Raw genomic sequence first — 26,184 nt, 5'->3', positions numbered from 1 at the left:
CCCGATGATGAATTTCAGTATACAGGCTGTAAAACAAGTTGGGCGAGCGCTACACTCCCGGCACGAAGAATGAAAAGCGAGAAGAGCCGTGCTTCAAATACTTTTAGCCGTATTTATCGGTGGTGGTACTGGCAGCGTGCTGCGCTGGTTCCTGAGCCTGAAACTTAACCCCGTACACAGCGCCATCCCCATCGGTACGCTGACTGCTAACCTTATCGGTGCTTTTATTATTGGCCTGGGTCTTGCAACGTTTAGCCGTCTGATCCACCTTGATCCCGTCTGGAAGCTACTGATCACCACCGGGTTCTGCGGCGGATTGACCACGTTTTCGACTTTCTCTGCCGAGGTTGTTTACCTGCTTCAGGATGGACGCCTGGCCTGGGCGGGACTTAACGTTCTGGTGAACATGTTAGGTTCCTTTATGATGACCGCGATCGCATTCTGGTTAGTTTCATTAGCGACCAGCCACTAACAGCAGGTACGTTAATGTTCGCTTAATCTTTGTCTGCCAGTATCCGTAAAAACAACTATGAGGGTACGGATATGGCGATGAAAGAACAGATTTTTGGTACAGCAGCGTTGCTGGTTAGCGCGCTGGCGGTGCTCTGTTTTCTTAAGCTGTACTTATTTGCATAAGCGTTAACCCGGAAAATGGCCGAAAAAAAACCCGCCTTAGCGGGTTTTTATATTCTGCCTGTAGCGCCTTAGACAGGCATTACGTTTGCAGCAGAAGGGCCTTTGGCACCGTTAGTGATTTCGAACTCAACGCGCTGGCCTTCAGCCAGGGTTTTGAAACCATTGCTCTGGATTGCAGAGAAGTGTACGAACACATCTTTGCTGCCATCTTCCGGAGTAATGAAACCAAAGCCTTTGGACTCATTAAACCACTTAACGTTACCTTTAATCTTAGACATCAAAATTACCTTTACATGAAAAATAGACACAAATGCTGTGTCGCCAATCAGTACACCAATTGTGGTGCATTTTGTCCAGTCCAGAAACGTGAAAAAGTGACAAAAGTCGCGATTTTTCCCTTCTGTTAAACACCCCTCTGTACCCATTTCGGAGTAGGAGAAATTTCCGTCTCTTCTCCCCCGTTTGCTTCCCCTTAAAACTGGAAGCGCAGCCACGCGAAATACACATTGCCATTGTTATAGGTGCCGGGAATGTAGGTCATCTGGAAGGTCGCCGGACCATAGCCTATCGAGGCCAGCGGCAGAAGGACCGGCACAGGAATATAGTTCCAGTTATCGCGTGCTGTGGCCCCGACGGTATAACCCAGCCCAAGGTGGAAACGCTCGTCAGCCAGGGGACGCCATGTTTTCTCCCAGCCGTAGCCGCCAATCGGCTCCCACTTGTTGTAAGAGTCTTTAAAGGCCATCAGATAGATTCCATGCCAGTTGCCTTGATCATCCCAGCGAGACTGTCCGAAGCCTGCGCCCCAGGGCCGCTCATTATAGAGATCGGTCTTTTCTTTATCGTACGCAAAACGGGCATGCCAGGTGATCGCCGGGACATACAGGTCATAATGCTCGGGTGCGTTCCAGGTTTGCGACACGTTGTCAGAAAAAATTTGCCAGTTCTTGCTAAAAAATCCCTGCTCTGCCGCAGAGCTATAAGGCGCTGTAGCCACCGAGAATAATAATCCTATTAAAATAATTAACTTTCTTGTCAGATTCACAGTTTTATACCACGTCAAAATAAGCGATAAAGCTTAGCAAATTTTAACTTAATGAAACCTTAACAAGTTTATGGCAAAGTCTTAAAGTTAATGCTTCACCCTGTAAGGAAGCGTCTTCTCTTATCCATTGATATACGATAATTCCTACTTATCTATTTCTATTATTAGCGATTCCACGGGTGACTGGCAGAAGCTCTACCGGCGTAGTTCCTGTGACTTACAGCAGCGTAGCTAGTTCCGATCCCAAGACGCTTAAGTTGCTAACTATTAATTGATAAGACGCGTAAACCTGGTGGTAAATAATAATGGTCACCTTACCGTATAATAATAAAAAACAAGTATTCTCGCGCCCATTGGTGTAATTAAGATTACGGCTAAAGAAATAGCCCCTGATTGTATTGGCATGCATTTTATTTCTAACCTGTCATTTGGTTAAGTCGTTGAGCCCAACGAAGATGACAAACAAAAAATCAACATCAACGCAACATAGACAGCTCTTTACGCAGAAATAGCGATAATTTTGGCCTGTAATAAATAACTACAATCAATCATTAAATGTCATAATTGCCGGGTTGCCCGCAAAAGCGCCACCTCTGACAGGGAGAGTCAGTGAAAATTGACCCCTATCAGAAAAACGTATTGTTCACTCAGGCACATTTCTACCGCTTTGCAGAAGGCTGCAAAGGTCACTATTGTTTATTTTTCAGGCATGCGGTTGCGATGGGGCATCGCTCAGCGCAACGGGGGAGATTATGCTTACTTTTCTGGAACTACTGATTGGGATTGTGGTGATTGTGGGTGTGGCCCGCTACATCATCAAAGGCTACTCTGCGACCGGGGTACTTTTCGTCGGCGGCTTATTGCTACTGATAGTTAGCGCATTGATGGGCCACAAGGTTTTACCGGCCAGCGCAGAGAGCACCGGTTATAACGCAACGGATATCGTCGAATACGTCAAAATCCTGCTGATGAGCCGCGGCGGCGATCTTGGCATGATGATTATGATGCTGTGTGGTTTTGCCGCCTATATGACACATATCGGCGCGAATGACATGGTGGTTAAACTCGCCTCTAAGCCACTGAAGTTTATCAACTCCCCTTATATTCTGATGATTGCTGCCTATTTTGTGGCCTGCCTGATGTCCCTCGCGGTTTCCTCCGCAACCGGTCTGGGCGTGCTGCTGATGGCAACGTTGTTCCCGGTCATGGTCAACGTCGGGATCAGCCGTGGCGCGGCAGCGGCTATCTGCGCCTCCCCAGCGGCCATTATCCTTTCGCCAACGTCCGGTGACGTGGTGCTGGCGGCGAAAGCGGCAGAAATGTCGCTGGTCGATTTCGCTTTTAAAACCACGGTACCGATTTCCGTGGCGGCGATTATCGCGATGGCGATTGCACACTTCTTCTGGCAGCGCTATCTGGATAAAAAAGAGAACATCAGCCACGAGATGCTCGACGTCAGTGAAATCCAGACGACCGCCCCCTCTTTCTATGCCATCCTGCCCTTTACGCCCATAATCGGCGTACTGATTTTTGACGGCAAATGGGGCCCGCAGCTCCATATCATCGCTATTCTGGTGATTTGTATCCTGATAGCCGCAATCATTGAATTCTGCCGTAGCTTCAGTGCACAGCATGTCTTTTCCGGTCTGGAAGTCTGCTACCGCGGCATGGCTGATGCTTTTGCCAACGTGGTTATGCTGCTGGTTGCGGCCGGTGTCTTTGCCCAGGGGCTTAGCACCATCGGCTTTATCCAGAGTCTGATTACGCTTGCAACCTCGTTTGGGTCTGCAAGTATCATTCTGATGCTGGTTCTTGTTGTGCTCACCATGCTGGCGGCGATGACCACCGGTTCCGGTAACGCACCGTTCTACGCCTTTGTGGAGATGATCCCTAAGCTCGCACACTCTTCGGGCATCAACCCGGCTTACCTGGCGATACCTATGCTTCAGGCCTCCAATCTGGGTCGCACCATTTCTCCGGTATCCGGCGTTGTGGTCGCCGTGGCAGGTATGGCAAAAATTTCGCCGTTCGAAGTGGTAAAACGCACCTCCGTGCCCATTGCCGTTGGCCTGCTGGTCGTTATTATCGCGACAGAGATTCTGGTGCCGTCCGCAGCCCTGGTGCCTTAAGATAAAGGAAGTTTATTTTTAATACTGAGCGCCGCTCTACGGCGCTTTTTTTATGCTTAAATAGTTCACTTACTGGAACTTTTTACCGAACGGAACGAGAGACCGCATGAAATCGACGTGGCGCAACGCCCTGCTCCTGACCACTACGCTTACCACCAGCTTGTTTGCCCAGGCGGACCCGTTACAGCCAACCCAGTACGGTGACTTTGACACCTATGTGCTGGCGCTTTCCTGGCAAACCGGTTTTTGTCAGAACATGCATGAGCGCAACCGCCACGAGCCAGATGAGTGCAAAACCCAACATGAAGAGGCTGATAAACGCGCCTTTCTGACGGTACATGGCCTGTGGGCTGGATTGCCAAAATCCGTTGCCTCTCGCGGGGTGGATGCCCGACGCTGGATGCGTTATGGCTGCGCGACCCGCCCGGTGCCCAATATGCCGGAAGCGCGCGGTTCTAAAAAATGCAGCGCGCCGGAAACTGGCATGTCGGTAGAAATGGCATCAAAGCTGTCCGGCGTCATGCCTGGCGCTGGCGGTCAGTCTTGTCTGGAACGTTATGAGTACGCCAAACACGGCGCCTGCTTTGGCTTCGATCCCAACGCCTATTTTGGCACCATGGTCCGTCTGAATACCGAGTTTAAAGAGAGCAAGTTTGGGGCGTTTCTGGCGCAGAACTACGGCAAAGTGGTGACCCGCAAAGCCTTCAATAATGCGCTGGAGAACAGCTGGGGCAGCGATGCGGTAAAAGCCGTGAAGCTCACCTGTAACGGTAATCCGGCTTACCTGACGGAGATGCAAATTTCGCTCGGGGCAAAAACCATTAACGACCCGCTGGGCAGCCGCTCTTTCAGCCCACAAAAAAATCCGGGCAGCTGCGCGAAGCAGTTCCGCCTGGACGCCGTGGGTTATTAACGGCGCAAATTTTTATTGGCGGATGGCGCTGATGCGTATCCGCCTTGCCCAATCCAGCCTTCATCAGCCACCGTACTTATAAACCCTCGCCTCCCAGGGGTGCAGCCGGTAAGCCTCGTCTGGCTGCGGATAGTTCCCCAGCAGGCAGCGCGCCTCGTTTAGCGGCAGCTCTTCCTCCGGCCAGCGCGCCGACTTCGACGACATGTTGCACAGCACCAGGAACTGCTCCCCCGCCAGCACGCGGCGATAAGCATAGATTTGCGAATGTTCCGCCAGTTCCAGGACGTAGCGTCCGTAAATCAGCGCCCGCTCCTGCCTGCGCAGCTGGATCAGCGCCCGGTAGAAGTTCAGCACCGAGTCGGGATCCTGCTGCTGGCTGGCCACGTTAATCATCTCGTAGTTTGCGTTGACCGGGAACCACGGTTCGCCGTCGCTGAAGCCTGCGTTCGGCCAGCTGCTCCACTGCATTGGCGTGCGGGAGTTATCGCGCCCGGTGTTAGTCAGGAAGGCGATAATCTCTTCTTCGCTTCGCCCCTGCGCCGCAAGCTCCCGCCACATATTTTTCGCTGACACGTCATCAAAATCTTCTATTCCGCCGAAGCGGGTGTTGGTCATGCCGATCTCCTGACCCTGATAGATAAAGGGCGTGCCCTGCATCAGGAAGTAGAGCGCGGCAATGCAGGTGGCGCTTTCCCGCCAGTGGTGCTCGGTGTCGCCCCAGCGCGAGGTAATGCGCGTCAGGTCGTGGTTTTCAACGTACAGCGCGTTCCAGCCCTTGCCTTCCAGCGCCTCCTGCCAGGCGGTAAAAATCTTTTTCAGCACGCCCGGCTCCGGGCGCAGCCCCTCTTCCGGCTCCCACAGCCGCACATGTTCAAACTGGAAGACCATGCTCAGCCGGTTACGGTGCTCGCCCACCCACTCCTCGGCGCGATCGGCATACAGGCCGTTCATTTCGCCAACGGTGACAATGTCATAGTGCGAAAGCACGCTGCGGCTCATGTCGTCCACGTAGTCGAGCAGCCCGTCGTAATTCAGATGGCTTTGCATCGATGGAGCATAGCGCAGCCCGTCCGGGTTAGGCACGTCGGCGAACTGCGGCTCTTTTTTCAGGTGTGCGATGGCGTCGATGCGGAAACCGTCGATGCCCTTATCCAGCCACCAGCGCATCATGTCGTAAACCGCGGTGCGCATCTCTTTGTTTTCCCAGTTCAGATCCGGCTGGCGGCGGGTAAAGAGATGCAGAAAATACTGTTCGGTTTTCGGGTCGAACTCCCAGGTTGAACCTTTGAAAATCCCCTCCCAGTTATTCGGCTCCATCTCGCTTTTGCCGTCGCGCCAGATATACCAGTCGCGCTTCGGGTTATCGCGCGACGAGCGGGATTCCAGGAACCAGGGATGTTCGTCAGAGGTATGGTTGACCACCAGATCGATAATCAGCCGCATATCGCGGGCGTGAACTTCGGCCAGCAGGCGGTCAAAATCGGCCATTGTGCCAAATTCAGCCATGATCTGCTGGTAGTCACTGATGTCGTACCCGTTGTCATCGTTGGGGGATTTATACATCGGGCAGATCCAGATCAGATCGATGCCCAGATCCTTCAGGTAGTCGAGTTTTTCGGTGATGCCGTTCAGATCGCCAATGCCGTCGCCGTTGCTGTCTTTAAAGCTGCGCGGGTAAATCTGGTAGGCCACCGCCTCTTTCCACCAGTTCGCCATCGTTACCTCCCGAGTAGTAAAGCAAAGGATTCATAAGGTTGCAGTTCAATACTCACCGCCAGCTGATCCCGCGGCGCATAGTTGCTAATCAGACATTCGCCGTGCCAGGCCTGCATGGCCTCCGGGATTTCCAGCGTCAGGCGATCGGCGGAGAAGTTGTTGATGACCAGCAGGCGCTCGTCTTCCAGTGTTCGCAGCCAGGCAAACACCTGACGATGCTCTGAAAACAGCTGCTGGAAATCGCCGTAGACCAGAACCGGATGCTGCTTACGCAGCGCCACCAGCTTCTGGTAATGCCAGAGAATGGAGTCCGGCTCGCTAAGCGCGGCGGCTACGTTAATCTCGCGATAATCTGGATTCACGGCGATCCACGGCGTACCGGTAGTAAACCCCGCGTTCGGGCCGCTGTCCCACTGCATCGGAGTGCGCGCATTGTCACGTCCGTTAGCGTGAATGCCGCGCATCATTTCCTCATGGCTCATTCCCCCCGCCAGCCGCTCCTGGTAAAGATTCAGGCTTTCTATGTCGCGATATTCTTCGATGGTGGCGAAACGCACGTTGGTCATGCCGATCTCTTCGCCCTGATAGATATAGGGCGTGCCCTTCAGGCAGTGCAGCGCGGTGCCGAGCATTTTGGCGGAAGCTTCGCGGTATTCCCCTTCGTCGCCAAATTTCGACACCGCCCGGGGGAGATCGTGATTGCTCCAGAACAGCGAGTTCCAGCCTTTATCGGCAAGGGCCGTTTGCCACTTATCGATAACCGCCTTGAAGCGCCCCAGCTCAAACGGCCTGCCGCGCCACTTGCCTTCCCGCTCATCCCAGAAGGATTTGATGTGGTCGAACTGGAAAACCATCGACAGCTCTTCGCGCTCTTCAGCGCTGTAAAGCAGTGCATCCTGCGGCGAGGCGCTCCAGGCTTCCCCTACCGTGACGTAATCGCCTTTGCCGAAGGTGGCGCGGTTCATCTGGCGGATCAGCGCGTGCAGGTTTTTACCGTTGGCCATGATCTGTTTATCGACCTCTTTGCCGATCAGATCGATAACGTCCATGCGGAACCCGCCGATACCCTTAGCCAGCCAGCGGTTCATCATCGCGTGAACCTCTTCCTGCACGCGCGGATTGTCCCAGTTGAGATCCGGCTGCCGCTTAGAAAACTGGTGCAGGTAATATTCGCCGCTGGCTTCGTCCAGCGCCCAGCCGCTGCCGCCGAAGTAGGAGTGAAAATCGTTCGGCGGCCCGCCGTCCGCCGCCGGTTTGCGCCAGATGTAAAAGTCACGATAAGGATTATCCGGGGATTTAAGCGCCTCGAGGAACCAGGGGTGTTCATCGGAAGTGTGGTTCACCACGAGATCCATCAGGATATGAATATCGCGCTGCTTCGCCTGCTGGATCAGACTTTCCATCTCCGCCATGGTGCCGAATTCGGCGGCAATGTCTTCGTAGTCAGAGATGTCGTAGCCGTTGTCGTCCATCGGCGAGCGGTAGACCGGCGAAAGCCAGATCAGGTTGATGCCAAGCTGCTGCAGGTAGTCGAGCTTGCTGATGATGCCGGCCAGATCCCCTATGCCGTCTCCGTTGCTGTCCATAAAGCTGCGCGGATAGATCTGGTACACCACCGCGTTGTGCCACCATTTTTTTTCCACTGCGATCTCCTTTTTTGTCGGATGACGCTTCGCTTATCCGACCTACTTTCAGCGAAGCGTCATCCACCATTCAGATCCTCACAAACGCCCGCCCGTCGCTGTTAAACAGATAGCAGCTCTCCGGCGGCAGCCGCAGGCCGATGCGCCGGTCGGGCTGGACGGCAAGCCTGGTGGTCTGGCGCATCACCAGGGGTTCGTCACCGTAGCCGCTGTTGACGTAGAGCAGCGTTTCGTTGCCCATCTGCTCCACGAACAGAATTTCCCCTTCGATGTCCGCCTGCGCCAGCTCCGTTATCTGGATATGCTCCGGGCGGATGCCAAGCCTGACCGCCTGCCCCTCCGGCACGCCTGCGCCGTTGATCGGCAGCGTGATTTGCTGGCGGTTTTCCAGCAGCACGTCGGTGCGCTGGGCGTTACCCAGGGTCAGCACGCCGGGGATAAGGTTCATTTTTGGCGAGCCGATAAACTGCGCCACAAAGACGTTTGCCGGGCGGTCGTACAGCGCAAGCGGCGTGCCTACCTGCTCTATCTGGCCCTGGTTGAGCACCACAATCCGGTCGGCCAGCGTCATCGCTTCCACCTGATCGTGGGTCACATACAGGATAGTCGCGTTGATGCGTTTGTGCAGAGCGGCAATCTCCATGCGCATCTGCACGCGCAGGGAGGCGTCGAGGTTAGACAGAGGTTCATCGAACAGGAACAGGCTCGGCTCGCGCACGATTGCCCGGCCAATCGCCACCCGCTGCCGCTGGCCGCCGGAGAGATCTTTCGGGCGGCGATCGAGCAGATTCTCCAGCTGCAAAATCCTTGCGCTCTCACGCACCTTCTCGTCGATCTCCTTCACCGGCACCTTCGCCATCTCCAGCGCGAAGGCCATATTCTGGTAGACCGTCATGTGCGGATAAAGGGCGTAGGACTGGAATACCATGCCTATGCCGCGCTCCGACGGGGAGTCGTCGTTCACGCAAACCCCGTCGATACGCATTTCACCGCCGCTTATCTCTTCCAGCCCCGCCACCATTCGCAGCAGGGTGGATTTCCCGCAGCCGGACGGGCCAACCACCACCACAAATTCGCCGCTGTTAATCTCAAGGTCGAGGGGCTTAATCACCTCGGATGCGCTGCCATATCGTTTCTGGATTTTATCGAGTACAAGTTGCGCCATGGTTATCCCTTAATTGCCCCGCTGGTCAGCCCGCTGACAATGCGTTTCTGGAAGATCAGGACCAGCACGATAATCGGCAGCGTCACCACCACCGAGGCCGCCATTATGCTGCCCCACGGCAGCTCAAAGGTGGACGCCCCGCTGAACATGCTGATCGCCACCGGCACCGTGCGCCTGTCGCCAGAAATAATGAACGTCAGCGCAAACATGAATTCGTTCCACGCGCCGATAAACGCCAGCAGCCCGGTGGTCACCAGCGCGGGTGCCAGAATCGGCGCAAATACGCGGCGGATGATCGTCCAGGTATTCGCCCCGTCGACGATCGCCGCCTCCTCCAGCTCCACCGGGATCGACTTCATAAAGGTGGTCAGCACCCAGACGGTAAACGGCATTGAAAAAGTGGTGTAGGAGAGGATCAGCGCGCCGAGGGAGTCATACAGCCCCAGAAAGCGCACCAGTTCAAACATGCCGCTAAGGACCGCCACCTGTGGGAACATCGAGACGCAGAGAATGGTGAACAGCAGGAACTTACGCCCGCGAAACCGCACGCGCGCCAGGGCAAAAGAAGCGGTGACGGACACCAGCAGGCAAATCCCCACGGTTATCGTCGCCACCAGCACCGAGTTCAGCAGGCTGCGGGCGATGCCGTTATCCACCAGCGCCACCACATAGTTGTGCCAGTGGTAGCCGCTGGGTAAATACGAAGGTAAAAACAGCTCCTGCCCGGTTCGCAGCGAAGTAAGAATGGCGTAATAAAACGGGAACACGCAGAACAGCACGGCGAGTGTGGCCCCCAAAAAGATAACCAGCTTATGGCCGAGCCTGCGCTGCCGACGGGATATTTTCATCACCGCTTCTCCTTTTCGTTTAAACGTGAGACGCGGATAAAGCAGGCGGCAATGCCCGCCACCATCATAAACACCAGCACCGAGGCCGCCGAACCGACGCCCATATCCTGGTAGGAGATGATCTGCTCCCGTGCATAGCCGGATACGGACATCGTGGCTTCGCTGTTGGAGGTCAGCACGAAGATCAGATCGAAGATGCGCATCGCGTCCATCACCCGGAAGATAAGCGCGACGATCATCGCGGGCATAATCAGCGGCAGCGTAATGCGCTTAAAGCGCTGCCACGGACTGGCGCCATCCACCCTTGCAGCTTCGTAGAGATCTTTGGGAATGAGCTGCAGTGCCGCCAGCAGCATCAGCGCCATAAACGGCGTGGTTTTCCAGACGTCGGCGATCACTACCGCCCACATCGACAGCGACGGCTCGGCGATCCACGCCAGGTGCGCCTGATAACCGAAAATCTTATCCAGCAGATCGTTCACCACCCCGTACTGGTCATGGAACATCCAGCCCCACATTTTGGCGCTGACGATGGTCGGGATGGCCCACGGCACCAGAATGGCGGTGCGCACCAGCCCCTGACCGCGAAACTTCTGGTTCATCAGCAGCGCCAGCAGCATGCCGAGCAGCAGCTCCAGCCCGACCGACACCACCGTGAACCATAGCGTGTTGCCCACGGCCTGCCACCAGAGCGGGTCAACCAGTACCCCCGTGCTTTCCCCGTCGTGGGTGGCGTAAAAGTTTGCCAGCCCCACCATCTCGTACCCGGCAGGGTTGTCGAGCGTCGCGTTGGTGAAGCTGAAAAAGAAGGTGCGCACCAGCGGCCAGCCCGCCGCCAGTGCAAGGAGTAAAAGCGCGGGCGCCACCAGTATCCATGCGATACGGCGGCGCCGCTGTTGGTAGCCAGGGTGCGCCAATTAACGCCAGTCCTTACCTTTCACGCGCTCAAGACGCTTTTGCAGATCGGCGACGGCCGTTTTGCCGTCGCTGCCGCCGTTGAGCACTTTAAAGGTCACGTTGTAGATGGCGTTGGAGACGCGCGGATACTGGCTTTTGGTTACCGTAGCCGGGCGCGGAACCGCGTTGGCGAAGATCTCTTTAAACATCGTTAAATGCGGGGCCGTTTCCAGTACGGCTTTATCTTCATACAGGGCAGAACGCGTTGGCGCAAAGCCCAGATATTTCAGCTGCATCTTCTGCGAGTCCGCGTCGGTGAGGATCTTCAGCAGCGCAATCGCCGCGTCTTTGTTTTTGGTATTGGCGTTAACCGACCACTGCCAGCCGCCCAGCGCGTTGGCAGATTTGCCGTCCGGCCCGGCAGGAAGAGGCGCTACGCCAACCTTACCCTTAAGCGGGCTATCCTCCCCCTGCGAGAGCAGATAAGCGTAAGGCCAGTTGCGCATAAACAGCGCGTCGCCGTTCTGGAACACGGCCCGGGACTCCTCTTCCTTGTAGCCCAGCGCGCCCTTCGGCGTGATTTTACCGATCCAGCCCGCAACCGTATCCAGCGCAGCCGCGGCCTTAGGATTGTTTACGGTCACGTTCCCTTTTTCGTCGATAAAGGTGCCGCCGCCCCAGGAGTCAATCCACTCCAGCGCGTTACAGGTAAGCCCTTCGTACGATTTCCCCTGGAAGATCATCCCCCAGAAATTTTTATGCCCGGCCTTGCGCTCTTCAGCCTGAATTTTGGTGGCGATGCGCGTCAGCTCTTCCCAGGTTTTCGGCGGCTGCTCTTTGTATTTCTCCAGCAGGTCTTTGCGGTAATAGAGCACGCCGGTGTCCAGATAGGCCGGCACCGCTTTTACCTTGCCATTTACCGTGTCGTTAGCCCACGGGCCGGGGAAGAAATCGCCTTTCATGTCGCCCACGGCATCGGTCAGGTCGAGCGTTTGCTTATCGAGCAGGCCCACCCAGATGGTGTCAGACTGGAACAGGTCCACCGCTTTCTCATCTTTGGCGGCAAACAGCTGCTGCAGGAGCGCAAGCTTTTCATCAGAGGCCGCCGGGAACTCGATGAACTCCAGCTTGCTGTTGGTCTGTTTTTCAAAACGCTCTTTGACGTAGCTGCAGTATTCCTTACCGCCGGGGGAAATCGGACATTCCATACGCAGGGTATCGGCCAGCGCGGCGTTGGAGACGCCCGCCAGCGCTAAGGTAATCAGACTTAACGTCAGCTTTTTCATTATTTCCTCTTCTGTTGAGAGCTAACCGGAGGGAGCACCTAAACAAACCGCACCATCAAAAACGTTAGTTAACAACCGGTGCCAGCGACAACTTAGCTGACTACTCTTTGTGCAAAATCTGAGCTACTGCACGTATATGGCTTTTTTATTGTTCTTTTGTTGGCGAGAGGCTATGTGGTGGGAAAGCAAATAAAAAAGGCAGACAGTGGCGATTGCCACTGTCTGCCTGATGGAGACCCCTGCGCGTTACTCAGAGGAGAAAGACTTATTGATTAGAAGCTGACGCGAACGCCAACCTGACCTGCGTAGTCACTATAGCTGTTCTCACCCCACTCGCCGCTACCCTGGCCGTAGACATGAACAGTGTTGCTCAGCTTACCTGCCACACCCAACACCGCCTCATAGCGGTTGTTCGGCACGTCGTTGCTGACCGACGTTTCGTTGAAGTTCAGCGAGTCAGCATTCTTACCGTTAATCCAGTTGGCCTCGGTATAAACCTGCAGGCCGGTAGGCTCGGTAAAGCTGCGGTTAGCCAGACGCACGCCCAGACGGGTAGTGACGTTGTCATCTGTACCACCGGTGATGCGAGCGCCGTTCGTTTCAGTGTGATTGTTCTGATCGTAATGGGTATAGATTGCCTGCGCCTGTGGCGTGACTGCCCACTCACGCGTTTCGTTGCGACCGAAAGCCAGGGTGTAACCTGTTTCCAGCGAGCTCTGGAACGCCTGGCTGCTGTACTTTTCGGTGCTCATGCGATCGCCATAGACTTTGTTGCTGTACCAGTTGTACTGGCCCCAGACGTCAACATACGTCCCCAGCTGCTGCGCTTCATTTTCAAACCAGGTTCCATAGGCACCGGCGCTATAACCTGAAACGCTGCCGCTTGCGCTGTGGCCGTTATGTTTCGCTTTCGAGTCTGTTTTACTGTTACCAATACCAGCCATCAGACCGGCATGAACGCCGTCTCGGGAGTAGAGATCGCCGCCAAATTGCGCCATGGCGGTGTCGGTATCCATTTTGATCTGGCCGCCTGCGGCATGGCTTTCGCTGGTGTCGGCGGAGATACGCGCCCAGCCCAGAGAATCGATGCCGCCGATGGTGCCGCCCTGTGCATTGGCCGTCGGAATATAGCGGTCATACATGGAGCTGATAAACATCTGCTGAGCGGCCTGCTGGTTACCCAGATACGCGCCGACTTCAGGACGCATCAGACTTGGTTTAGGGGCCGGGTCTGGCGTTGGACCGGGTGTGGGCTCAGGCGGTGGAACCGGTATCTCCGACGAACTCAGATACCATGAGCCATCGTTGCTGTTCTGGAAAAGATTGTACTCATAGGCCCCCGCGACAACGCGGTTGTCCAGGGCAAAGGTCCCTGTAGAAGCCCCGGTAACAGAAACCAGCTCAATACCCTGCAGGGTCTGTGCCCCCATTCCACCGACGTTTTTGACCGTCAAACCGGAAGTGCCAAGGCTATCGCCGACAATGGCAATATGATCAACTTTTGAGGTGTCATCTGCCAGGGCACCGCTCAGCACAACTTTGCCATCGTTACCCGTATAATTGCCATTGATGGTGATGGTGTTACCCACTTCACTACCGGCAAGGTTCAGCGTACCGTTGTTGGTCAGGCTGCCATTGATAATGCCATCAGAGGCCGCGCCAGCGTTGACGGTATTCCATGCGCCCAGGGTACCATTGTTGATCACATTGCCGTTTATGGTGCCGGCGTTAAGGGATGCTGCCCCAGCGTCAATATTGACCTGCGGAGCATGAAGCTCTCCCCCTGCGGCAACATTCAGACTTGATCCCGAGGAGACCTGAGCATTACCACGAGAAGCAGTAACACCAGCGATGTTCAGGTTACCCTGCTCCACGACCAGCGTATTTTCGTCACTACCGGTCAGATTAACCGCCCCACTCAGGGTCCAGTCGCTGCCACGCATGGTCAGAGACTTCATGCCGTTAGTCGGCACCGAACCATTAAAGCTGGCGTCTTCAGTACCCGTACCAGTCAGTATCAGGGTGTTGGTGTCAGAGGTGGCGCTAACAACATTACCGATAAGATTAGAACCAGTGCCGAGAGTCAATGTGTTGTTGCCGGTGCCACTAAAGCGGATTGCGGTACTCGTGCCTGATTCCAGCGTGCCGTAGTTTTCAAGTGAGAGTTGCGATGCACCGTTGACGGTCACAGCGTTACTGGAAACAGAGCTGATGACTCCTCCTTCACGGTTAATCAGTTTGCCGCTGTCATTAATTCTGATCGCTTCATTCTGTGTTGATTTGATCGTCCCCGCATTATCAATGAGGTTGTTATCTGCCACGCCAGTACCAGTCATCGTAATTGCGACTCGCTGACCAATGATCTCACTGCCAGCACCGCCCGTATAAGCGCCACCGGCGTTAAGATAAATTCCTGTCCCGCTAACTCCGGTAGTAATAATACTTCCGTTATTATTAATCGTGGCGTATTGGCGTGCATAGATAACATCTGATGCCCCTTTAAGTACGCCATTATTCGTAAAGGTACTGCCGCTTCCGTTTAACAGAACGCCAGCGTCATTACCAAAAACAGCGGTGCCAGTTCCTGTTATACTCCCGTTGCTTGTAAAAGTATTATTGTTACCTGAGAGGATAACTCCTGACTTGCCAACCAGTACATCGGTATCAGGTTGTCCCGGTGAAAACATGACTGTATTGTTAGTACCACTGACCACAACGGCGGAAGCGGTGGTTTCGCTAATACCTTGAGTAATAGTAACTGAACTATCGTTAGCGCTGATAGTCTGCGTTGCACAAGCGGTAGATGTATTGAGGGCTGCCCCCACTACCAGTGCAGGACACGCCAAAGCGATGCATTTCGCAAGCAAAGTTTTGCTGCGCTTACAGGTTTTTTCCATAGCTGATAATATCCATATTAACAAGAGTCGACGGTGTTTTACTGAAAGACCTCTATTATAAAAAGCAGTATAATGAAATGTAAGCACACATTGCCTTATAATTCTCGAGGATTAAACGTTATTAAGAATCAGCCTGGATATCATTTGAAGAACAAATAAACAAACGCTCATGCCGTATGATGAGATACGCGTTTTTTAGTCAAACAAAACAATAAGCTAAGATGTAATAAATATCATTGCATTCACAACATCAATATTAAAAAACATTCTATTCTATATTTCTATTATTTGGCATGACGTTCTCCTACCTGCCTTGTACATTTCGTATCGAAAGGTCAATTGTGCGTATCAGGAAAAATGCACAATCATTTCGCGCTTTATTTATTCTTTTAAACACTTACGTTTTAGTTAACTATTTCAGAAATCGAACGGCACGATCTGGTCATCGTCGCCGTAGATCGCCTGCGTCAGAATGACCATCATCTTAAAATCGTCACACACATCGTTTTCAGAAGAGGCCAGCCACGCGAAACGAGATGATCGATCGTAATGCAATTTCTATGCAAGTCAGGTTTATTTATGAACAGCAATTCGCCGGATCGCATTTCGGCTGTTTTATTTCCATACTTTGACCCTGCTCTCAAAATGTTAACAAATATGACAAGGCAGGTTCCCGTGGCCGCAATGTTACCGATATCATGTTACCGGTATCAGCACATTGGTGTACTAAGCTAACCCGCTTGTCACCCGTAAAGTCGGCCCGAGGATAATCATTATGACCGAACTAACAACAAGTTATGGCGCAGGAACGCTGCTGGGGATCGCAGCCTGTGCAGTGATCCTTCTGCTCATATTAATCATGCGCTTTAAAGTGCATGCCTTCTTAGCCTTAACCCTGGTCAGCGTGGCGACCGCGCTGGTGACCGGCGTGCCTTTCGATAAGATCGTTCCGACGATTCTGACGGGCTTTGGTGGCACTCTGGCGGGCGTTGCCTTGCTGGTGGGCCTGGGTGCGATGATTGGCCGCCTGCTGGAGGTCTCCGGTGGAGCGAAAGTGCTGGCGGATACGTTAATTGGCACCTTTGGCTCCCATCGAGCGCCGTTTGCGTTAGGTGTGGCATCGTTGCTCTTCGGCTTCCCAATCTTCTTCGATGCGGGTCTGGTGGTGATGCTGCCGATCATCTTTAGCGTTGCCAAACAGTTTGGCGGATCCACGCTGAAGTACGCTTTCCCGGCGGCGGGTGCCTTCGCCGTTATGCACGCTCTGGTGCCACCGCACCCAGGTCCAGTTGCGGCGAGTGAACTGCTCGGCGCAAACATTGGCCTGCTGGTTATCACCGGCCTGATCATTGCTATTCCAACCTGGTATCTGGGTGCCTATCTGTATGGTCAGTACGCCGGTAAGAAATTTGACGTGCCGCTACCTACTTCTTTCCTCGGCAAAATAGAGGCCGATCCAAACCACCAGCCGCCGGCTTTCGGGACGGTACTGAGCATCCTGCTGATGCCGCTGGTGTTGATCTTCCTTGACACCGGTCTGAATACCGCGACCGTGCTGGGCTGGGTATCCGCCGACAGCACCGTGGTGCAGTTCCTGCGCATGTTGGGTAAAACCCCTATCGCGCTGCTGATCACGGTGTTCTTCGCGCTGATGGTCTTTAGCGGCAAACACAGCCGCGAACACCTGGAAAAAGTTTGCGACGGTGCGCTCGGCCCCATCTGCGGCATCATCCTGGTGACCGGTGCCGGTGGTATGTTCGGGGGCGTTTTGCGCGCAAGCGGCATTGGTGATGCGCTGGCTGGAGTCCTGTCAGATACCGGGATGCCGGTTATCGTGGCCGCGTTTGTTATTGCAACCGCGCTGCGTGTGGCGCAGGGTTCAGCTACTGTCGCGTTAACCACTACCGCCGCGCTGGTCTCTCCAATGGTGGCCTCCACCACAGGTTTAAGCCAGTTCGACCTGTGCTTTATCGTTATCGCCATTGCCGGCGGTGCGACCGTGCTGTCCCACGTTAACGACTCCGGCTTCTGGCTGGTGGGACGCTTCCTGGAGATGGATGAGAAAACCACCCTGAAAACCTGGACGGTGATGGAAACCTTAATTGGTACAATAGCCTTCCTGTTTGCGCTGGTAGGCAGTATCATCCTCTAATCGCCTGAGAGACGAGTTTGTGACTCCGGTCACTTTTAACCCCACGTTAAGCTCAGTATCATCAGCAAAGACCAAACCCTCATCGTTTACGGTGAGGGTTTTTCTTTGTACGGTTTCCCGCACATGCGTGCATGTTTTTTACACGGAGTAAATTATGTCCAGACCTGCCATCATCATTAACGATCTCGATGCCGAACGCCTCGACCGCCTGCTGGAGCAGCCGCAGTATGCCAACCTGCCGGTAGCACAGTTGCTGAACGCAGAGCTGGACCGTGCAGAGATGTGCAGCCCGGAAAACATGCCTGCGGACGTCGTCACGATGAACAGTCGTGTGAGGTTCCGCGATCTGACGTCCGAAGAAGAGCACGTCCGCACGCTGGTTTATCCGGCTAACCTGACCGACAGCGCAACTCAACTCTCCGTCATGGCTCCCGTTGGCGCAGCGCTGCTTGGCGTGCGTGTCGGCAGCAGCATTGAGTGGACAATGCCAAACGGCAACGAGACCAGGCTTGAAGTCCTCGATCTGGAGTTCCAGCCTGAAGCAGCGGGTGAATACCACCGATAACGTAATGTAAAAAAATCCCCCTGCGGATTTTCCGTAAGGGGATTGTTATGGTCGCGATGATTCGTTAGCGTCAGAATTTCACTTTCAGGCTCAGTTTGAGCCCCTTATCGCTGGCGCTGTCCTCCTGCCAGGAGTAAGCATCCACGCTGAAGCTAGTGTTTTCCTTGTTGTACTTCACCCCCACCTGAGCAAGGCCATTTATGCCTCCGCCTTTCTGCCCGTCATCTACGGTAAAGCGCTGGCCTGCGGCACCCTGCAGCTCGGCGCTGCGGCGGCTCTTGTTGTAAGAAAGGTTTGGCCCCCCCTCCAGCTTCGCTAATACGACCCAGCCGTTCTGACCCGTATAGTCCAGCTGCATGCCGACTACCGCGTCCACCGCGCTTTCTTTGCTGGCATCCATCTTCAGGTTGAAATCGTTCGCCCCGCGCTCATTGACGCCGCTTTCCTGCGTGTGACGGAACTTCACGCCGACGGAAGGTTTCATGCTGAGGGACTCGCCGAAGGTGTAGCTACGGCTCAGGCCTGACTTTAACTCCATATACCGCTGGTTATTACTCGATTTCGCCACTTCGTTGACGCTGCCGTACTGAACCGAACGGCTGCTGGTCAACTGCTGATTGTCGTAACGCAGCGCGTTATTCCAGCTCAGGTTATTACCCAGGTCCATATCATGTTCAATGCCAAAGAACTGGCTAAACCCGCCTGTCAGGCCGTTGTCGCCCGCCTGTTTCACGCTGCCGCTGCCGTCCAGACGCGCCGCCCCATACTGCAGTTTTATGTTCTGGTCCGGGCTAAGGGTAAACTTCTGGCTCAGCGCCAGCATATCGTAGCGGGTATTATTGCCAAGCTCAGCCTGCCGATCGCCCTTCGCTACCACGTTGAACCCCAGGCCGCTGCTGGTTACCACTGCCGATTCTTCCAGCAGGGTAAAACGGTTGCTCAACACCCTTGCATCGTTAAATGCGCTGGTTGCCCTGCTGCCGGACAGCTGCCGCATGGCGCTACTGACCTCGGCGGCGGTTTTCAGATTCAGACTCTGATAAAGGGCGTTATTGGTGTAGCCCGCTTCCAGCGCACCGGCCACGCTGCTTACGCTGCTGTCCACCACATCCCGATAATCATTCTTGGTCATGGTGACATCAACGTTACCCTCGGCGTCTTTCGTCGCCTGGGCTTGCCACACGGCACTGGTAGAGGTGATGTTTTCCACGCCCTCGATGTCGCTGCCGCTGAATACGTTATCGAAAGTTTCGCTTTTCGCGTCGGTTCCGGCGGTAAAGCCGGTGCCAACGGAGACCGACTCCAGGACAAGATTGTTAGCCTGCAACGTGCCGCTTGAACCATCCGCATTCGTACCGACGACATAGTTTTGCAGCAGATCGCCTGAAACGACCGAGGCGTCTTTACTGTTATCAACCGCAGGGTTTATCCCCTCGCCCACCACAATCTGCCCGCGGTTAACGATGGTCCCCGTACCGTCGTTGTAGAAAGCTTTACCAACGTTAGTATTGATAGTGATAGTGCCACCGGCGTCGTTAAGGGCTACGCCCCCTCCGGCAACCCCCATACCAACAAGCTGCGCTTTATTCCCATCGCTGGTGGTGCCAGTATCAGCGGTTAAGATAATATCGCCCTGGTTAATGACGCTACCTCCCCACTGGGCCAGCATACCAAAACCAGAATTATTGACGCTGATAGTGCCGGTATTAGTCGCCGAGGATGCAGTACCGGCATACATGCCTGCACCACGCCTGGAGGCATTGGCGTCTTTGACCTTATAAGGTTTTTTTTCTCCCGTAGGGACGTTATTGCCGTCAACCACCGCATAAAAGCCGTCAATGCTGATTTGCCCCTCGTTCAGAGCTGAGCCTGAATTATCCACATACATCGCGAAATTGTTCGGTCCCTGCGTGCTAATGCTGCCTGTTACGGTATTGCTTATCTGAGCGCTGCTTATCCCGGCAACGACATAGGCTTCTTTAGATGCGCTGCTGATGTTAGTCATGGTGGAAATAGTCCCTGAATTACGCGCCACCGATCCCGGATTGGCCGCAAACATAACTGAATTGCCATATCTACTGAGTGAATTTGCCGGAGCCACGATAATATCCCCCGTGTTCTCGACCAGGGCACCATTGTAGGCTGCAAGCAATCGAGCGTCGTTCAGGGCTTCAACATGAATGGTTCCCTGGTTAGAAATACTCGAGCCTGCATCCGATGCATACATGATTGCCGGTATCCATTCATAGCCGTCAGGGCTCGAACTTATCTCCATCTCGCTATTCTGAGCCAGAACAACCTGCGCGCCTTGCTCCGCGTTGACTACTTCATTCGGCAGCCGGAGTTCGATAGCCGAATGCCCTTCTACCGTCACCTTGTTCTTACCAGTAATATCCAGCAAGAAAACTTCGTTTATGCCAACGCTTGCATCCTGATGAACCGGTATAGTGCCCATTTGCAGGCCGTTTTTTACCAGTACTTCATTGCCTTCACCGCTTACCGAAATACCACTCCAGATGCTATCGTAATCCGAGGTGTGCCCGCCCATCACGCCGGTAATGGCAACGGTCCCCTCGATCGTCACAACATTGTTATTACCGTCAATGGCTAAGCCGGTAGAATCTCCTCTTTGCACATAGTCGCTGGCATCCAGCGCTTCAGAATCAAGCTGAATATCGCCTGTAATATCAACGTTACTATTATCGCCGCTAACGGTAACGCCGGTGCCTGCATTATGCAGCTCTCCGTCAGCATCTTTACGGGATGCTACGGTGATAGTGCCGTCAAGCGTCAGGGCAGCATTATCGCCGTTGATGGCAACACCTGTACCGTCCATGCTGACATCGATATCGCCGGTATTCCTGAAGGTGGTGTTATCACCGCTGATATTGATGCCGACCGAGCCTAAATCCTCGACAAACAGTTTCGCAGCTGTTTCTACCGTTGCGTGCGCACCGTCTATCTCAATACCCTGCGCCTTATCTTTTACCGTTAGCTGACCGGCAAGGCTGACGCTGGCGTCGTCACCGGTAATGGTTGCCAGACGCGAATTTTCACCGCTGACGGTCCCCGTAGCATTAAAAACATATCTGGCATTATCGCCGGTGATAGCGGTGCCTACGGCACCATCTTCAATGACGGTGTCCCCCTTAACGGTCACCGTTGCATCATTGCCGGTAACATCAGTAATGACAGAGTCTGCGCCGCTGGCGTTCCCCTGGCCATTAATATCAACCGCCGCACCGTCCCCGGCTACCTGCACGCCCGTGCCGCCGTCAGCGACCGTTGTGTTACCGTTAACCACCGTCGTGGTATCGTTCCCGGTGATAATAACGCTGGTTTTTCCCTGCCCGTCGACGATGGTATCGCTGTCGACGGTAACGGTAGCCCCGTCACCGCGCACAATTTTCGTATCACCGTCGTCATAGGTAAAAATGCCGGAGCTATCGTAGCGCCAGGCGTTCCCCTGCGCGTCTTTACCCTCAACAATCAGATTATTATTCGTATCGACTGACCAATGGGCATCATCGGTATAAAGCACCGTTCCATCCGGGGCAGTCAAAGAGTACGCCTCGCCTTCTGGCACATACTGCCAGGTGACATCGCCCAAAGTGATGGTGTGATTGTTTTTATCCAGTACCGCGTCGTTGCTGTAGTCAACGATCTGGGATTCAGGCGTTGAACCACCATCATCTCCGCCCCCGGTATCTCCACCGCCGCCAGTATCTCCACCGCCGCCAGTATCTCCACCGCCGCCGGTATCTCCACCACCGCCGGTATCTCCACCGCCGCCAGTATCTCCACCACCGCCGGTATCTCCACCACCGCCGGTATCTCCACCACCGCCGGTATCTCCACCACCGCCGGTATCTCCACCGCCGCCAGTATCTCCACCACCGCCAGTATCTCCGCCGCTGGTATCTCCACCACCGGTATCTCCACCATTTCCCGTATTCCCGCTGCTACCGCTGTCACTGCCGCTGCCATGACTGCCACCATGGCTCGAGTTATTATTTATGGCGGCAAGCCCCGCCACGGTAACGCCAGCCGCCGCCGCGCCCGCGATCCATTGCCAGTCGGTTTCATCGGCTTGCGGATTAAGACAGTTTCGGGAGAGTTTACTTTTTTGAGATGCAGATAAACTTGAAATATTGCTCGGGCATTGTTCATCCTGGCTGATATTTTCCACATCCGGATCTGCCATGACGCTATTACTTAAGGCCAGGGCGATACAAAGTGAGAGCGCTTTTTTTCTCATCACATAATCCTTATGTTGATTTGTTCCATACGACACCGCACGATAATAAAGATGTCGCATTTATGATCCATGCAGTCGTGCATTTATAATAACTGCACGCTGCTTATAGAAATAAAGTTACAAGCTCTGGATAATTTGTCACATCACAGATCAGGGATTGATAAATTAATAATGTTTCTATCCATGCCTTTGTAGCGCTTTAAAGTCCGGCAGCGGGATCAGCGGTTTTTTGCCTGCGTCGAGCTGGGCCGCCACCGGTTTGACAACTTTCTCCCCCTGCGCGCCAAAGAACTGATAAAGCGCGTCAGAAGCCGTTTGCGTCAGAACCATTATCTCAATACGGCGGTTATCCGCCCCCTGTGGGTTCTTCGGATCCAGCAGCATCTGGTCGGCCATTGCGCTAACCTGCATCACTTTGTCCGCTGGCATTCCCGCCTGCTCCATCACGCGTCGGGCAGAGAGCGCACGGTCTCCCGACAGGTTCCAGTTGTTGTAGGTACTTTGTTTATACTGCATCGCATCCGTGTGCCCGGTAATAATGATTTTGTTCTGTAACGAATCAAACACCGGCGTTAAATCGGTCAACAGCAGACGGAAGAACGGCATGATCCTGGCGCTGCCGCGTTCAAACATATTGCGGTTCTGGTTATCCTTAATCAGGATACGCAGCCCCTGCGGCACAATTTCCATCTCCAGGTTGCTTTCCATATGCGCCTTTTCGGCAATGGCGTTGATATTGGTCGCCAGCTCCCCCAGTTCAATGGCGTTTTTTTGCTTGAGAATCACCATTTTTTGCGAGGTCTCGATAGCCTTCTGCGCGCTCTGCTCATCGACTTTTGCGACGACCGGCTTGCCGACATTTTTCACCTCAGCCGTCCCGCCGTTGTTCGGCTTGTTCCCATGGCTCTTCTTCTCTTTCATCGCCGCTCTGGGGTTAAGATTGTTGAGCGGGGTCAGGCCACCGGTGAAAATAGACTGGCTGTGAAGGGAGGCGACAACGGTTTCACGCTCTTTTTTACTGGTGCTGTTGACGATCAACTTTATCGTGGTGACCAAGGGCGCTGAACGTATCTCTGAAGTCTCCGCCCGCTTTACGTTGGATGCGATGCCGGGCAAACAGATGGCTATCGACGCCGATCTGAACGCCGGGCTGATAAACCAGGCGCAGGCGCAGGCCCGCCGCAAAGAGGTCACCAGCGAAGCCGACTTCTACGGGGCGATGGACGGGGCCTCCAAATTCGTGCGCGGCGATGCCATTGCCGGGATGATGATTCTTGCCATCAACATGATCGGCGGGATTTGTATCGGTATCTTTAAGTACAATCTCAGCGCCGACGCGGCTTTCTCGCAGTACGTCCTGATGACCATCGGTGACGGGCTGGTTGCGCAGATCCCGTCCCTGCTGCTCTCGACCGCGGCGGCGATTATTGTCACCCGCGTCAGCGACAGCGGCGACATCTCCAGCGAGATCAAACGTCAGCTGCTGGCAACGCCTGCGGTCATTTACACGGCGGCGGGCGTGATGTTCGTGCTCGCCGTGGTGCCGGGCATGCCGCATATGCCGTTCCTGCTGTTTACCGCCCTGCTGGCCTTTGCCGCGTGGCGTCAGAGCAGACAGCCGCAGGCCGCGGAAGCCGAGGAGAAAAGTCTCTCTACCCTCACGAAGACGTTGACCGAAAGCAGCGAGCAGGTGGTGAGCTGGGAGACTATCCCACAGATTGAGCCGATAAGCCTGAGCCTCGGCTACAAGCTGGTGTCGCTGGTCGACAAAGCAAAAGGCAGCCCGCTGACCCAGCGCATTCGCGGGGTGCGTCAGGTTATCTCGGACAATAACGGCATGCTGCTGCCGGAGATCCGCATCCGGGAAAACTTCCGCTTAAAGCCAACCCAGTACGCGATTTATATCAACGGTATTAAAGCGGACGACGGCGATATTCCGGCGGATAAGCTGATGGCGCTGCCCTCGAGCGAAACCTACGGCGAAATTGACGGCGTGCTGGGTAACGACCCGGCCTACGGCATGCCGGTGACGTGGATTGCCGCGACGCAGAAAGCCAAAGCGCTGAACCTGGGCTACCAGGTGATTGACTGCGCAAGCGTCGTCGCCACGCACCTCAACAAAATCGTGCAGAACTACATTCCCGACCTGTTCAACTACGACGACGTCACGCATCTGCACAACCGTCTTGCCGCGCTGTCGCCGAAACTTGCCGAAGATCTTAACGCCGCGCTGAATTACAGCCAGGTGCTGAAGGTCTACCGCAGCCTGCTGGCTGAAAAGGTTTCCCTGCGCGATATCGTGACTATCGCCACCGTTCTGGTCGCCAGCAGCGCGCTGTCAAAAGATCCGATTCTGCTGGTGTCAGACGTGCGCCTGGCCCTGCGCCGCAGCATCACCCACGATTTTGTGCGCAATAACGAGCTGGCGGTCTACACGCTCAATAACGAGCTGGAGAATTTACTGATGGGCGTGGTGAATCAGGCGCAGCAGGCCGGCAAGGTGATGCTCGATAGCGTGCCGGTCGATCCGAATATGCTCGCCCAGTTCCAGGAGAATATGCCGCAGATCCACGAACAGATGAAAGCCGCCGGTAAAGAGCCCGTGCTGCTGGTCGCGCCTCAGCTACGGCCGCTGCTGGCCCGCTATGCTCGCCTGTTTGCGCCGGGTCTTAACGTCCTCTCATACAACGAAGTCCCCGATGAACTGGAGCTGAAAATCCTCGGTTCTCTTAACTGAACAATAAATGCTAACCGAATGAATCATGGAGGTTTTTACTTAAGTTAAAACACAATCTGACCGCATTAACTCTTAGATCTATTAGCGAAAGGATACCAGCTATGATGGACGGAAATAATACAGAATATACTGTAAAGGGAGTAAAGGAGCCGGCCACCCAGGAAGCCCGGCATGAAATACAGGGATTTGTCTCAATGGAGGAATTTATTAAGCAGCAGGATGCTAATCAAAAAAGAAGATACAGCACACGCAAGCAAGCAACGCCTTCACCGTATACGCTTGATACCCTGTTTATGGTGGTCATCTCAATAGGCCTGATAATGATTCTCCTGATAATGGCAACGGTTTAAAGCACCGTATTATCTGTCAGGATGCGCTTGCTGCCTAAGTAGTGCTCCTGCCAGAATTCATCCTCCAGATAACTAATCCTAATGCGCTCCCCGGTACGGGGAGATTCAATAAAGCGGCCATCCCCCAGATAGACCCCTACATGGTCGGCTTTATTGCGCGTATGGATATGGAAAAAGAGCAGATCGCCACGCTGCAAATCATTATCAGCAACGGTCTTCGCACGACGGAAATGGTACATCTCGTTGGCGGTGCGTGGCAGCTTGGCCGCCAGCAGCTTGTTATAGGCAAAATAGACTAACCCGCTACAGTCAAAACCTTCCTCCGGAGACTCACCGCCCCAGACGTACGGCTTGCCCAGCTGATGCTGAAGGCGATTCACTATCTCGTCGGTGACCGTTTGCAGATGCTGAGAATCCGCCAGGCTCGTTCCATCCTGGAGATGCAGATTATGTCTACGGTAAGGGGTGGCAAACCATTCCGGATGTTGTTCAAGATAGCGACGATTCTGAGAGCGGAGCGCGGCCTTATCATGCGCACTTCCCTCTACAATGGGCATCTCATGCCGCTGCTTTTCTTTCTGCTTGCTAAGTAACAGCGCGCGATTGTGCATCCGCTGCCGGGCGGCAAAGCTTGCTTCGCTTGAGTGGGCTGGCTTTTTGGCTCTTTTATGGCTGTGCGTCGTATTGTAAGAAACCTTTTTACCCTGTGGGGAGGCGTGGGCCTGCAAAGGCAGGATACAACCGCCGGCAAGAACGGCCAGCGTCATCAGGCTTTTCAGATAAGACATGAACATCACTTTAGCGTTGCAAACGGGGGGATTTAAGGCGCAGGAAGGTGATATCACAAAGCGTGATGTGAAAGGTTTAAATGATCATCATTTTAATATTAATCAAATAAAATCAATGAACTAAAAAAACTCGCATTGACAAAGGTGATGGCAAAGCCG

General features: G+C 54.3%; 18 protein-coding genes and 3 pseudogenes. 7 read left to right on the top strand and 14 right to left on the bottom strand.

The features are described 5' to 3' along the window. The first annotated feature begins 88 nt into the window (after positions 1-88). Positions 89-472 (top strand): fluoride efflux transporter CrcB, encoded by a 384-nt coding sequence (crcB, locus tag HYQ67_RS11070; RefSeq protein ID WP_202303749.1) that lies wholly within the window; start codon positions 89-91, stop codon positions 470-472. A gap of 232 nt (positions 473-704) precedes the next feature. Here the strand turns inward: crcB and cspE are convergent, their stop codons facing one another. Further along, positions 705-914, bottom strand: coding sequence for a transcription antiterminator/RNA stability regulator CspE (gene cspE / locus HYQ67_RS11065; RefSeq protein ID WP_007373839.1), 210 nt, complete (start codon positions 912-914; stop codon positions 705-707). Between the two features lie 194 nt (positions 915-1,108). Further along, complete coding sequence (gene pagP, locus HYQ67_RS11060; RefSeq protein ID WP_202303893.1) at positions 1,109-1,660, bottom strand: lipid IV(A) palmitoyltransferase PagP; 552 nt, start codon at positions 1,658-1,660, stop codon at positions 1,109-1,111. A gap of 773 nt (positions 1,661-2,433) precedes the next feature. Between pagP and dcuC the strand changes: the two genes are divergently transcribed. Both dcuC and rna read left to right on the top strand, forming a co-directional pair. After that, positions 2,434-3,810, top strand: a complete 1,377-nt coding sequence (gene dcuC, locus HYQ67_RS11055) for an anaerobic C4-dicarboxylate transporter DcuC (RefSeq protein ID WP_202303748.1) — start codon at positions 2,434-2,436, stop codon at positions 3,808-3,810. Positions 3,811-3,916: 106 nt separating this feature from the next. Beyond that, positions 3,917-4,723, top strand: coding sequence for a ribonuclease I (gene rna / locus HYQ67_RS11050; protein WP_202303747.1), 807 nt, complete (start codon positions 3,917-3,919; stop codon positions 4,721-4,723). 63 nt (positions 4,724-4,786) lie between these two features. Here rna and HYQ67_RS11045 read toward each other — a convergent pair whose 3' ends face one another. From HYQ67_RS11045 to HYQ67_RS11010, 8 genes are all read right to left on the bottom strand, one after another. Then, positions 4,787-6,439 carry an alpha-glucosidase gene (locus tag HYQ67_RS11045; protein ID WP_202303746.1) on the bottom strand — a complete coding sequence of 551 codons (1,653 nt, stop codon included), beginning with the start codon at positions 6,437-6,439 and terminating at the stop codon, positions 4,787-4,789. A gap of 2 nt (positions 6,440-6,441) precedes the next feature. Then, the gene (locus HYQ67_RS11040) at positions 6,442-8,088 is read right to left on the bottom strand and encodes an alpha,alpha-phosphotrehalase (protein WP_202303892.1); all 1,647 of its coding nucleotides are present in this window, start codon (positions 8,086-8,088) and stop codon (positions 6,442-6,444) included. Between the two features lie 64 nt (positions 8,089-8,152). Beyond that, entirely contained in the window at positions 8,153-9,247 is a 1,095-nt protein-coding gene (locus HYQ67_RS11035; protein WP_202303745.1) for an ABC transporter ATP-binding protein, read from the bottom strand. Positions 9,248-9,249: 2 nt separating this feature from the next. Continuing rightward, positions 9,250-10,095, bottom strand: a complete 846-nt coding sequence (locus tag HYQ67_RS11030) for a carbohydrate ABC transporter permease (protein ID WP_202303744.1) — start codon at positions 10,093-10,095, stop codon at positions 9,250-9,252. Then, positions 10,095-11,012 (bottom strand): carbohydrate ABC transporter permease, encoded by a 918-nt coding sequence (locus HYQ67_RS11025; protein ID WP_237391203.1) that lies wholly within the window; start codon positions 11,010-11,012, stop codon positions 10,095-10,097. Before HYQ67_RS11025 ends, HYQ67_RS11030 begins: the two co-directional genes overlap by 1 nt. Continuing rightward, positions 11,013-12,278, bottom strand: coding sequence for an ABC transporter substrate-binding protein (locus tag HYQ67_RS11020; protein WP_202303743.1), 1,266 nt, complete (start codon positions 12,276-12,278; stop codon positions 11,013-11,015). 272 nt (positions 12,279-12,550) lie between these two features. Further along, positions 12,551-15,175 carry an autotransporter family protein gene (locus HYQ67_RS11015; RefSeq protein WP_202303742.1) on the bottom strand — a complete coding sequence of 875 codons (2,625 nt, stop codon included), beginning with the start codon at positions 15,173-15,175 and terminating at the stop codon, positions 12,551-12,553. Positions 15,176-15,592: 417 nt separating this feature from the next. Further along, on the bottom strand, positions 15,593-15,730 hold the full coding sequence (locus tag HYQ67_RS11010; protein ID WP_202303741.1) for a hypothetical protein: 138 nt from the start codon (positions 15,728-15,730) through the stop codon (positions 15,593-15,595). 220 nt (positions 15,731-15,950) lie between these two features. Here HYQ67_RS11010 and HYQ67_RS11005 point away from each other — a divergent pair, with 220 nt between their 5' ends. Both HYQ67_RS11005 and rnk read left to right on the top strand, forming a co-directional pair. Beyond that, positions 15,951-17,327, top strand: a complete 1,377-nt coding sequence (locus tag HYQ67_RS11005) for a GntP family permease (protein ID WP_202303740.1) — start codon at positions 15,951-15,953, stop codon at positions 17,325-17,327. Positions 17,328-17,481: 154 nt separating this feature from the next. Then, positions 17,482-17,892: a nucleoside diphosphate kinase regulator gene (gene rnk / locus HYQ67_RS11000; protein WP_202303739.1), complete on the top strand. Its 411-nt coding sequence runs from the start codon at positions 17,482-17,484 to the stop codon at positions 17,890-17,892. 70 nt (positions 17,893-17,962) lie between these two features. Here rnk and HYQ67_RS24385 read toward each other — a convergent pair. The 3 genes and pseudogenes from HYQ67_RS24385 to HYQ67_RS10990 all read right to left on the bottom strand — a co-directional run. Continuing rightward, positions 17,963-19,267 (bottom strand): annotated as a pseudogene (locus tag HYQ67_RS24385) (autotransporter outer membrane beta-barrel domain-containing protein); the annotation flags it as partial. A gap of 159 nt (positions 19,268-19,426) precedes the next feature. Beyond that, positions 19,427-22,096, bottom strand: a pseudogene (locus HYQ67_RS24495) (BigA/YdbA N-terminal beta-barrel domain-containing protein); the annotation flags it as partial. Positions 22,097-22,327: 231 nt separating this feature from the next. Continuing rightward, positions 22,328-23,206, bottom strand: coding sequence for an OmpA family protein (locus HYQ67_RS10990; protein WP_202303737.1), 879 nt, complete (start codon positions 23,204-23,206; stop codon positions 22,328-22,330). On the opposite strand from HYQ67_RS10990, the pseudogene HYQ67_RS10985 reads away from it, so the two are divergent. Beyond that, positions 23,169-24,887: pseudogene (locus HYQ67_RS10985) on the top strand (flagellar biosynthesis protein FlhA); the annotation flags it as partial. The gene HYQ67_RS10990 and the pseudogene HYQ67_RS10985 overlap by 38 nt on opposite strands. A gap of 101 nt (positions 24,888-24,988) precedes the next feature. Next, positions 24,989-25,237, top strand: a complete 249-nt coding sequence (locus HYQ67_RS10980) for a hypothetical protein (protein ID WP_202303736.1) — start codon at positions 24,989-24,991, stop codon at positions 25,235-25,237. On the opposite strand, the gene HYQ67_RS10975 is transcribed toward HYQ67_RS10980, so the two are convergent. Further along, on the bottom strand, positions 25,234-26,025 hold the full coding sequence (locus HYQ67_RS10975; protein WP_237391202.1) for a C40 family peptidase: 792 nt from the start codon (positions 26,023-26,025) through the stop codon (positions 25,234-25,236). The two genes, HYQ67_RS10980 and HYQ67_RS10975, sit on opposite strands and share 4 nt — an antisense overlap. Between the last annotated feature and the right edge of the window lie 159 nt (positions 26,026-26,184).

The sequence above is a fragment of the Dryocola clanedunensis subsp. sulfonylureivorans genome (genome assembly GCF_016756775.1).
In the GTDB taxonomy this organism is placed as follows: Bacteria; Pseudomonadota; Gammaproteobacteria; order Enterobacterales; family Enterobacteriaceae; genus Dryocola; species Dryocola clanedunensis.
This window is presented reverse-complemented; position numbering and strand designations above follow the sequence as displayed.